This is a genomic window from Sagittula sp. (assembly GCF_052825245.1).
Window position 1 is genome coordinate 1 of record NZ_JBRBWD010000063.1, and the last position, 10248, is coordinate 10248.

General features: G+C 68.4%; 13 protein-coding genes and 1 tRNA gene. 12 read left to right on the forward strand and 2 right to left on the reverse strand.

Annotated features, from left to right (window positions below; translation table 11 throughout):
- Nucleotides 1-163 precede the first annotated feature (163 nt).
- Nucleotides 164-253: transfer RNA gene (locus ACU0DV_RS24775), tRNA-Ser, on the forward strand.
- Between the two features lie 387 nt (nt 254-640).
- A complete protein-coding gene (locus ACU0DV_RS24780; RefSeq protein ID WP_446236219.1) occupies nt 641-1477 on the forward strand; it encodes a DUF3883 domain-containing protein in 837 nt (278 codons plus the stop codon).
- A gap of 3 nt (nt 1478-1480) precedes the next feature.
- Here ACU0DV_RS24780 and ACU0DV_RS24785 read toward each other — a convergent pair whose 3' ends face one another.
- On the reverse strand, nt 1481-1864 hold the full coding sequence (locus tag ACU0DV_RS24785; RefSeq protein ID WP_446236220.1) for a hypothetical protein: 384 nt from the start codon (nt 1862-1864) through the stop codon (nt 1481-1483).
- Nucleotides 1861-2085, reverse strand: a complete 225-nt coding sequence (locus ACU0DV_RS24790) for a hypothetical protein (protein ID WP_446273615.1) — start codon at nt 2083-2085, stop codon at nt 1861-1863. Before ACU0DV_RS24790 ends, ACU0DV_RS24785 begins: the two co-directional genes overlap by 4 nt.
- 247 nt (nt 2086-2332) lie before the next feature.
- Here ACU0DV_RS24790 and ACU0DV_RS24795 point away from each other — a divergent pair, with 247 nt between their 5' ends.
- From ACU0DV_RS24795 to ACU0DV_RS24840, 10 genes are all read left to right on the forward strand, one after another.
- A complete protein-coding gene (locus ACU0DV_RS24795) occupies nt 2333-3055 on the forward strand; it encodes an RNA polymerase sigma factor (protein WP_446236222.1) in 723 nt (240 codons plus the stop codon).
- An 84-nt stretch (nt 3056-3139) separates the two neighbouring features.
- On the forward strand, nt 3140-3334 hold the full coding sequence (locus tag ACU0DV_RS24800; RefSeq protein WP_090734972.1) for a hypothetical protein: 195 nt from the start codon (nt 3140-3142) through the stop codon (nt 3332-3334).
- Nucleotides 3334-3669, forward strand: a complete 336-nt coding sequence (locus ACU0DV_RS24805) for a hypothetical protein (RefSeq protein WP_446273616.1) — start codon at nt 3334-3336, stop codon at nt 3667-3669. Before ACU0DV_RS24800 ends, ACU0DV_RS24805 begins: the two co-directional genes overlap by 1 nt.
- On the forward strand, nt 3669-4544 hold the full coding sequence (locus tag ACU0DV_RS24810) for an ATP-binding protein (protein ID WP_446236224.1): 876 nt from the start codon (nt 3669-3671) through the stop codon (nt 4542-4544). The genes ACU0DV_RS24805 and ACU0DV_RS24810 overlap by 1 nt, the downstream gene beginning before the upstream one ends.
- A 101-nt stretch (nt 4545-4645) precedes the next feature.
- Nucleotides 4646-5269 (forward strand): hypothetical protein, encoded by a 624-nt coding sequence (locus tag ACU0DV_RS24815; RefSeq protein ID WP_446236225.1) that lies wholly within the window; start codon nt 4646-4648, stop codon nt 5267-5269.
- A gap of 13 nt (nt 5270-5282) precedes the next feature.
- Nucleotides 5283-6971 (forward strand): DEAD/DEAH box helicase, encoded by a 1689-nt coding sequence (locus ACU0DV_RS24820; protein WP_446236226.1) that lies wholly within the window; start codon nt 5283-5285, stop codon nt 6969-6971.
- Between the two features lie 3 nt (nt 6972-6974).
- Nucleotides 6975-7385, forward strand: a complete 411-nt coding sequence (locus ACU0DV_RS24825) for a DUF6511 domain-containing protein (RefSeq protein ID WP_446236227.1) — start codon at nt 6975-6977, stop codon at nt 7383-7385.
- Nucleotides 7382-7972: a hypothetical protein gene (locus tag ACU0DV_RS24830; protein WP_446236228.1), complete on the forward strand. Its 591-nt coding sequence runs from the start codon at nt 7382-7384 to the stop codon at nt 7970-7972. The genes ACU0DV_RS24825 and ACU0DV_RS24830 overlap by 4 nt, the downstream gene beginning before the upstream one ends.
- Nucleotides 7973-8152, forward strand: a complete 180-nt coding sequence (locus tag ACU0DV_RS24835; protein ID WP_446236229.1) for a hypothetical protein — start codon at nt 7973-7975, stop codon at nt 8150-8152. It begins immediately after the preceding gene.
- Nucleotides 8149-10248, forward strand: a 2100-nt coding sequence (locus tag ACU0DV_RS24840) for an AAA family ATPase (RefSeq protein WP_446273617.1), incomplete at its 3' end; no start/stop codon positions are given. The genes ACU0DV_RS24835 and ACU0DV_RS24840, both read left to right, overlap by 4 nt.

A 10248-nucleotide genomic window follows, 5' to 3' on the forward strand; every position in this document is an offset into this window, starting at 1 on the left:
CGCCGCAGCGCCCGCAGCCAGCGAAACCGGCGGCCGTGCCGACCCGGCGGGCGACGACCCGCAAGACATGGCCGATATCCGCCGCCAACTGGCCGAACTCCAGAAGCGCATCTCCAAGCTCTGACTTGCACCCGCCGCCCGGGCGGGCTAGACGGACCGACACGGAGCGGTGGCCGAGTGGTCGAAGGCGCACGCCTGGAAAGTGTGTAGGCGGGAGACCGTCTCGAGGGTTCGAATCCCTCTCGCTCCGCCACATTCAGATACTGAATCCGTCCAAGGGCCCCGATTGGGGCCTTTTTTCTTTTTGTTTCAAAGGGCGTTGGCAGGGCCGTCCGCCCTTCGGAGACTGGGCGCTTGACGCAGAACGGGTCTCCGAATGGCCTGCGTCTCTCTTCGAGCGCCCCTCGACGACCATAGGGCGGCGCAAAACATCCTCGAAATTCCAACGGGTTGCCGGGTTCATCGGGTCGTCCCGTTCGCGAGATAATCCGGTGACGGAGACCGACACGAAGGCGCAGGACGGTCGGGAGGCGGCTTCGTAGCGGCCGATCTCCAAGTCAGGCGGCAGCGTTCGAAGCGAGCCAGGACCCTGCCGGAAGTCTCTGATGACAAACACACTTCGCGTCCGTAGCCTGGCGCAATGTCGAACGGGGCGTGGACAGATGAAGAGAACGACCTGATCGTCGCGGATTACTTCGCGATGCTGGCCGACGACATCTCCGCGCGCCGCTACAGCAAGGCCGAACACCGCCGCGCATTCCTGCCGCTGCTGAACGACCGGTCCGAGGGGTCCGTCGAGTTCAAGCACCAGAACATTAGCGCGGTGCTGAAGGGGCTCGGCGAGGACTGGATCCCCGGCTACAAGCCCGCGTTCAATTTTCAGATGACCTTGGTGGATGCCGTGGCGCGGTGGCTGGCGCTGAACCCGGCCTGGCTCGGGCGCCAACCGGGGCTGCAAACCGCCGCTGGCCTACGCGAGGCGGCGCAGATCTGGATCGGGCCGCCGCCCACGCTGTCGAACCAGCCGCCGCCGCAGGAACTGGACCAGATGCTGCACATTGCCCGCAAGTTCGACGTCGCGGGCCGGGACGAGCGCAACCGGGCCCTCGGCCGCGCGGGCGAGGAGCGAGTGCTTGCGCATGAACGGGCGTCTCTACGCTCGGCAGGACGGGACGATCTGGCGCGCAAGGTGCGCTGGGTGTCGGAGGAGGATGGCGACGGCGCGGGCTACGACATTGCGAGTTTCGCCCCGGACGGTCTGCCCCGGCTAATCGAGGTCAAGACGACGAACGGATGGGAGCGCACGCCCTTCCACATCACCCGCAACGAACTGGCCGTGGCCGAGGAGCGCAGGTCGGAATGGCGTCTGTTCCGGCTCTGGAACTTCTCACGCGAGCCGAAGGCGTTCGAGTTGCATCCGCCGCTGGACGCGCATGTCTCCCTGACCGCGACGACGTTTCAGGCGAGCTTTCACTGAGGCTCAGTCGAACACCCGCTCCGGCTGTTCGTGCCATGGCAGGGCCGCGACATCGGTCAGTTTCAACAGGGTCACGGCGGGCACCTCGCGCTTGTAGACCAAGCGCTTGAGGACCCCCGGCGCGAGGTAGGCGAGCCGGAGCTGTCGGCTGACATGGCGTTCGGCAAGCCCTACGGCTTTCGCCAGATCGGTGACCGTGTTGAACTCGCCAGCCTCCATGCGCCGCCGCCAGCCCCACGCCCGGCCGATGGCGCGCAGGATATGCGGATCCTGCGTCCGGTCTTCGCTGGGCAGATAGGTCGAGGGCGGCATGATCTTCGGCCGCCCGTTCTGCTTGCGGACCTTGAGCGGCACGAAGATCTGGATGGACTCGTCGAGTTTCATCATTCCGCCGCCACCTTCTTTAGTGGCGCCATCATGTCGCGCATGACGCCCGAGACGCCGTCGGTCCGGACATCGATCACCAGCCCCTCAGACGTCACGGTGACCCGGCGCACCAGCAACTGCACGATCCGGGTCTGCTCTGCAGGGAACAGCTGGCCCCAGACGAGTTGGTCCGGCGCCGCGAAGACCAAGCCCACCACCCACAACTCGGAATGGCGCTGCACGCGCTGTGAGAAGCTGCTCGGCGTCTGCCGGGACGGCCGCATGCACCTGCGCTTCGCGCGGGGGCACGAGTATCTCGTGGGCTTCCCGGTGCAGGCCACCTGCCGCGGCTGCGGCACGCTGAACAACGCGACCGCCCCCGCGCGCTGACGCCCGCATTCACCCAACCCCCTGAAATCGCAGAGACGCGCGACGTCCTGACCTGGCCACGAGAAGGCGCCGGACGCCTGGCCGCAAGGCAGGCGTCCGATGTCTATCGCGTGGCACGAGATCCGTGATCACCTCATGCATTCTTCTTCCAACCTTCACTTCCAGCGCAGTTTCGACGCCGTCCGGCGTGCGCAGGCTGCCCTCACACCGTTCCGGGATCCGGCGGCCCTGCTGGACGGGCTGCACGGCACGACCGGCGATCAGGGCCAGAAGAACCTGATCCTCTCCGCGCTCGTCAGAGCGGCGCAGGGCGACGGGCCCGCGTCCGACTGTGCGCTGACGTTGCTGCTGCTGGCGCTCTGGCCCGGCCTCGACGCCATCCGCCGCCGATCGATCTGGCGCAGGCTCGGCACTGCCGATGAGATCGCGTCCGACGTGCTGGCGCGCACCACCGAGGCGGTCCGCGGCCTCGACCTCGGGCGCGTCAACTGGATCGCGGCCACGGTCCTGCGCAATGTCGAGCGCGACATGATCCGCGTGCGCCAGCGCGACACGGCGCGCGAACATCTCGCCAGCGGCGCCGATCCCGACGAGGTGGCGGACAGCGGCGACAGCGGGATCGGCGCAACCGGGTACGCACGGCTGAACGACGCCGTTCGGAAACTGCTCGGCGACGACGCCCTGCTGGTGATCCGCGTGGCGATCGAGGGTTTCTCGCAAGCCGAGGTCGCCGTCGAACTGGGGCTGACCGAGGCCGCCGCTCGCAAGCGGTACCAGCGCGCGATGCGCCGGCTGAACGACGCCCTCCAGGAAATCCCCTGAACCGATGTCCCGATCCGGTCCCGCCGGTGGCTTTTTCCATTCGAGCGCCCCGAGCGCCTTCCCTCCAACCGAAAGCAGACACGCATGAACCGCACTGCCGATCTGTCGCTCGAGGATTTCAGGCGTCTTCCGGGGCTCTATCGCCGCTGGGAACTGACCGAGGTCTGCGAGCCCAACCGCAACTATCAGATCGAGGACGCCGGCACCCATGCCGACGGGACGCCGCTGCTGGCGATCTACGTCGCCGAGCCCGCGCCCGACGTCCGCGAGGCCGCGTGATGCGCCTCCTCGATCACATCATCCCAAGGAGAACCGCCATGCCGGACCAGCCGGACGACATCACCCGTCTTCGCAAGGCGAGCTACGCCCTCGAAGACCTCCCCGAAACCATCGCCTTCCCGCAGCGCGCCGGTGTCGAGCCGCGCGAGCCGTTGCCGGTCGTCGAGGCGACCGTGGACGAGATCGCCTTCGCGATCGTGGAGGCGGAGCGCGAGAGCATGGCCGCCTACCGCCGCGCCGACGCGCTGAAGCGGCTCTACAAGCTCGCCCGCGAGGCGGGGTGCATCGGCGCAGATCGCGCCGCCACTGCGGTGATGAAGAAGGAGGGCCAGTGATGGCCCTTCCCATCATCGGCGCCGATGAGCGGCTCGCGCAGCGCAAGGGCATCAAGGGCGTCATCTTCGGCCGGTCCGGCATCGGCAAGACCAGCCTGCTCTGGACGCTGAACGCCTCGACCACGCTCTTCCTCGACCTCGAGGCTGGCGACCTGGCGGTCGAGGGGCTGGAGATCGACACGCTCCGGCCCCGCACCTGGAAGGAATGCCGCGACTTCGCCGTGTTCATCGGCGGGCCGAACCCGGCGCTGCGCGAGGACCAGCCCTACAGCCAGGCGCATTTCGACGAGGTCTGCGGGCGCTACGGCGATCCGGCGGTGATCGGAAAATACGAGACCGTCTTCATCGACTCGATCACCGTGGCCGGTCGTCTCTGCTTCCAATGGTGCTGCGGCCAGCCCGAGGCGTTCTCCGAGAAGACCGGCAAGCCCGACATCCGCGGCGCCTATGGGCTACATGGCCGCGAGATGATCGGGTGGCTGACCCACCTGCAGCACACGCGCGGCAAGCATGTCTGGTTCGTGGGCATCCTCGACGAGCGGCTCGACGACTTCAACCGCAAGGTCTTCCAGCCGCAGATCGACGGCTCGAAGACCGGGCTCGAGCTGCCGGGGATCGTCGATCAGGTCATCACCATGGCCGACATCGCCGATGCCAACGGCCAACCGCAGCGCGCCTTCGTCTGCCAGACGCTGAACCCCTGGGGCTATCCCGCCAAGGACCGCTCCGGTCGTCTCGACAGGGTCGAGGGCCCGCATCTTGGCCGGCTGATGGAGAAGATCCAGCGCCCCGCGGCGCCTGCCTCCGAACGCCTGACCTGGCCGCCGGTGACGTCCGACGATCCCGCCCCCGCGCAGGAGCCCGGCCATGGCTGAGCGCATCTCGCCATGCCCGGTGTCCCGATCCGGTCGCCGGGGTGGCTTTCTCCTTCTGACGCCGCTGCGCGTCCCAACCTCCAACTGAAAGGAGCCGCGCAATGTCCGGACCCTGGAACGACTTCAACTCCGCGCAATCCAACGCAAATGTCATGCCCAAGGGCACGCTCGCTAAAGTGCGTTTGACCCTCCGCCCGGGCGGTTTCGACGACCCCTCGCAGGGCTGGACCGGCGGCTGGGCGCGCCGCGCCGCCACCGGCGCCGTCTATCTCGACGCCGAATACACGGTGCTCGAGGGGCCCTATGCCCGGCGCAAGGTCTGGTCGCTGATCGGCCTCTACAGCCCGAAGGGCCCGGACTGGGCCAACATGGGGCGCGGCCTGATCCGCGGCATCCTCAACTCGGCGCGCGGCGTGTCGGACAAGGACAACTCGCCCGAGGCGCAGGTCCGCCGCCGCATCAACGGGTTCGGCGATCTCGACGGCGTCGAGTTCATCGCGCGCATCGACATCGGCACCGACACCAACGGCGAGGACAAGAACGAGATCCGCGCCGCGGTCACCCCCGATCATCGCGATTACGCCGCGCTGATGGGCGCGGTCGCGCCGCAGTTCACCGCCGCCCCGGCGCAGGGCCACGCCCCGCAGCAGCCCACCACGGCCACCCAGCCCAGCCAGCCCGCGTCCGCCCCCGGCGCCGCCGGTCGGCCGAGCTGGGCGCAGTAAGGGGAGACCGGCCATGCGCCTGCGCCCCCGCCAGAAGACCTTCGTCGAGCGCAGCGTGGCTGCGCTCGCTTCCCGCGGCAACACGCTGGGCGTGGCGCCCACCGGCGCGGGCAAGACCATCATGCTCTCGGCGGTCACCGGCGAGATGATCGGCGACGGGGCCAAGGCCTGCGTGCTCGCCCATCGCGATGAGCTGACCGCGCAGAACCGCGCCAAGTTCCAGCGCGTGGTGCCGGGCGTCGCCACCTCGGTGATCGACGCCACGGAGAAGTCCTGGGGCGGCCAGGTCGCCTTCGCCATGGTGCCGACGCTGGCGCGGGCTTCGAACCTCGCCGACATGCCGCGCCTCGACCTGCTGGTTGTCGACGAGGCGCACCATGCCGTCGCCGACAGCTATCGCCGGATCATCGACCGGGTGCGCGAAGCCAATCCTGACGCCCGCATCTTCGGGGTCACGGCGACGCCGAACCGGGGCGACAGGAAGGGCCTGCGCGAGGTCTTCGACAACGTGGCCGACCAGGTGCGGTTGGGCGAGTTGATCGCCTCGGGTCATCTGGTGCCGCCGCGCACCTTCGTGATCGACGTCGGCGTGCAGGACGAGTTGCGCTCGGTCCGCAAGACCATGTCGGATTTCGACATGGCGGAAGTGGCGGGCATCATGGACCGCGCCCCCGTCACCGACGAGGTGATCCGCCACTGGAAGGAGAAGGCGGCTGACCGGCAGACCGTGGTGTTCTGCTCCACCGTCGCCCATGCCGAACACGTCACCGACGCCTTCAGGGCGGCGGGCGTTTCCGCCGCGCTGATCCACGGCGATCTGGCGGCCGAGACCCGCAAGGCGATCCTCGCCGACTACGCGGCGAGCGACATCCGCGTCATCGTCAACGTGGCGGTGCTGACGGAGGGCTGGGACCATCCGCCCACCTCCTGCGTCGTGCTGCTGCGGCCCAGCTCCTACAAGTCCACCATGATCCAGATGGTCGGGCGCGGGCTGCGCACCGTCGATCCCGAGGAACACCCCGGCATCGTCAAGACCGACTGCGTCGTGCTGGATTTCGGGACGTCGAGCCTGATCCACGGCACGCTGGAACAGGATGTCGATCTCGACGGCCAGACCGAGGTTGGTGAAGCCCCGACGAAATCCTGCCCCGGCTGCGGCGCCGACATCCCGCTGGCCGCCACCGAATGCCCGCTCTGCGGCGAGGCGTTCCCGCGTGAGGATCTGGATGCGGGCGAAGGTGGGGACGCCGCGCCGCTCTCGGGCTTCATGATGACCGAGATCGACCTGCTGAAGCGGTCCAGCTTCGCGTGGGTCGACCTCTACGGCACGGACGACGCGCTGATGGCCACGGGCTTCGCGGCCTGGGGCGGCATCTTCTGGCTGGACGGGGTCTGGTACGCGATCGGCGGTGCGAAGGGCGAACGCCCGCATCTGCTGGGCGTCGGCGAGCGCACGGTCTGCCTCGCGCAGGCCGACGACTGGCTGAACACGCACGAGACCGACGAGAGCGCCTTCAAGACCCGGTCCTGGCTACGCCAGCCGCCGACCGAAAAGCAGCTGCAGTACCTGCCGCCTGAGTGCCGCCATGACTTCGGCCTGACGCGCTACCGCGCCTCGGCGCTGATGACCTTCGGCTTCAACAAGCGCGTCATCCGCCAGCTGATCGACACGGCCGCCCGGCCCGAACGGAGGGCGGCATGACCGATGGCCTCCATCACCCCCATCACGGCGGAGGAGCGGCGGCGGCTCTGGCATCCGCGTGGAACGCTCTGTGCTGTCTGCCGGCAACCCACCCGTGGTTTTGGCTGGTTCGATCCGCACCGGTCGAAGCGGCGCCGGCCATCGGTCTGGTTCTGCTCGATGCCCTGCCAGTCCTTCTGGACGCGCTTGGCCAGGGAGCGTTTCGCCATGGTTGACCTGACCGAGGAAGAGCGCGCCGCGATCACCGCCACCATGAAGCGCGTGGCGCTGCTGATGGACGAGATCGGCTGGGCCACCCCGCTCGCCGACCTGACCGAGGCGCAGGTGCGCGCACTGATCGAGGAAGCCGTCGAGGGCTTCCGCGAGGCCATGTCCGACATCGCCCGGGCGCAGACGCCGGAGGTGCCGTTTTGACCCTCGATTACAATCATCGCCCCAGCTTCGCCGACTTGGTCAATGCCGCTGTCGACCATGCGCTCACCGCCGATCAGGCGACGCGGCCACCCCGCGACTATCTCGGCGGCTCGCGCCTCGGCCATGCCTGCGAGCGGGCGCTGCAGTTCGAGTTCACGGCGACGCCGAAGGACGAAGGCCAGGACTTCAGCGGCCAGTCGCTGCGCATCTTCGCCATCGGCCACGCGCTCGAGGATCTGGCCGTCGCCTGGCTGCGCGGCGCGGGCTTCGACCTCTACACCCGCAAGGGCAACCGGCCCGATGGCGGCCAGTTCGGGTTCTCGGTCGCGGGCGGGCGCATCCGCGGTCATGTCGACGGCATCTTCGCTGCAAGCCCCGAGGGCTTCGAGCTTGCTATTCCTGCCCTCTGGGAATGCAAGACGATGAACGCGAAGAACTGGCGCGCCTGCGTCAAGGACGGCGTGACCAGGTCGAAGCCGGTCTACGCCGCCCAGATCGCGCTCTACCAGGCCTACATGGAGGGGACGGTCCCCGGCATTTCGGCCGCGGCCGCGCTCTTCACCGCGATCAACAAGGACACGGCCTAGATGCACCACGAACTGGTGCCCTTTGACGCCGATCTCGCACAGCGCATGTCCGACCGGGGCGTGCGGATCTTGCAGGCGACCGATGCGGGCGAGCTTCTGCCACGCGTCGCCACCACACCCGACTTCTTCGAATGCCGCTTCTGTCCGTGGTCCGAGCGCTGCTGGGGGCTGCCGGCATGAGCGACGACGGCATCCTGCACTTCAACCCGTGGAAGGACTTCAACGACGGGCCGCCGTCCGAGAACCCGTTCGGCTGCGACCCCGACCCCGAGCAGATCGCCGTCTTCCTCGAAACCGTATTCAGCTGGTGTGAGGGGCTGATCCCGCTCCGGGGCTTCGTCGACAAGGGTCAGGGCCGGGACGGCAAGCCGCACAACATCTGGATCCCGGCCGACGACACCGCGCCCGAGAAACTCGCAACCTTCGCCGGATGGGCGAATCGCGAAGGTGCCGCCGTCTATGTCATTCCCGGCACGGTCGAGGAACAGGGCCAGGCCCGCGCCGCCGATGTGCTGCAAATGCAGGCCATCGTCGTCGATCTCGATGCGGGCGACATCCCGGCCAAGCTGGACCATGTCACCCGCCACCTCGGCCCGCCCACGCTCATCATCGAAAGCGGTGGGCGCACGCCCGAGGGTGCGGCGAAGCTCCATGTCTGGTGGAAACTGACCGAGCCGGCCGAGGGCGACGACCTCGCCACCCTCTGTCGCCTGCGCGGCGAGATCGCCGTGAAGGTCGGCGGCGACACGCATTTCCGCTCGGCGCACCAGCCGATCCGGGTGCCGGGCACCGTCTATCACAAGCACGGCCACCAGCGCCTCGTGCAGATCCGCGAACATCGCGACGTCGAGGTGGACCTTGCGGATTTCGCCGAAAAGGTCGCCGAGATGCCGCCGCTGCCAGGCGTAGGCTTCGCCAGCGACGTTGCCGCGCCGACCGCGAAGCCCGGCATCGACGCGGTGCTCACCACGCCGGTGCGCGAAGGCGCGGTTGACGACTGGTCTCGGTTCCAGGGGGCCAGTGCCGCCATCGGCCATTACGTGCGCCTGGTGCACGAGGGCCGCCTCGACCCCTTCGCAGGCTGGGAGGCGATCTGCGGCTACAACGCCGCCATGCTGCGCCCATCGTGGCCGCTCGATCGGCTGCAGGCCGAATCCGAACGTCTCTGGGCGCTGCATGTGAAGCGCAACGGCCCGCCGCTCCTGCGCGCGGCCCACGCCGATGCCCCGACCAGCCCGCTGCCGACCTTCAGCCTAGGCGCGCTCCTCGACGACACCAGTCCGATGCCCGAGGACATCATCGGCCCGCGCGTGCTGACCCCTGGCGGGCTCCTTGTGCTGGGCGGGGCGCCCAAGGTCGGCAAGAGCGACTTCCTGATCTCCTGGCTCGTGCACATGGCCGCTGGCGTGCCGTTCCTCGGCTTCACGCCGCCCCGGCCGCTGCGCGTGTTCTACCTGCAGGCAGAGATCCAGTATCACTACCTGCGCGAACGCATGCAGCAGATCGCGCTGCCCGCCGCCGTGATCGCCGCCGCGCGCGACACCTTCATCGCCACGCCGAAGCTGAAGCTGCTGCTGGACGCGGAGGGCGTCGCCCGCGTGGCCGAGGCGATCCGGGCCGCACTCCCCGACGCGCCGCCCGACATCATTGTCATCGACCCGATCCGCAACCTCTTCAATGGCGGACCTGAGGGGGGCGGCGAGAACGACAATACCGCCATGATGTTCTTCCTGAAGGACCGGGTGGAGCTCCTGCGCGAGACGGTCAATTCGGACGCGGGCGTCATCCTCGCCCATCACACCCGCAAGGCCAGCAAGCACCAGGTCAAGGACGATCCCTTCCTCGCCCTCTCCGGCGCCAGCGCGCTGCGCGGCTTCTATACCTCGGGGCTGCTCATGCACCGGCCCGACGAGGACAGCAGCGTCCGCAGGCTGGAAATCGAACTCCGGAATGGCCCCGCGCTACCGGGCAAGCTCATCGACAAGGTGAAGGGCGAATGGGTCGAGCTGAACCCGATGAACGAGCGCCTGGTGCGCAAGGAGGTCGGTGCCAAACTCGATGCCGAACGGCTGCGCAAGCACGACGTCATCCTCGGCATGCTGCTGGATGAGGCGGCGGGCGAGCGCCTCTATACCGCCATGCAGTTCGCCGAGACCTTCGAGAACCGGGGCGGTCTGGGCAGCAAGCACACGATCCGTGAGCGCCTCAGCGTGCTGGCGACCAAGGGCTTCGTGAAGTTCCTGCGCGACCCCTCGGGGTTCGGCTTCCCCGTCACC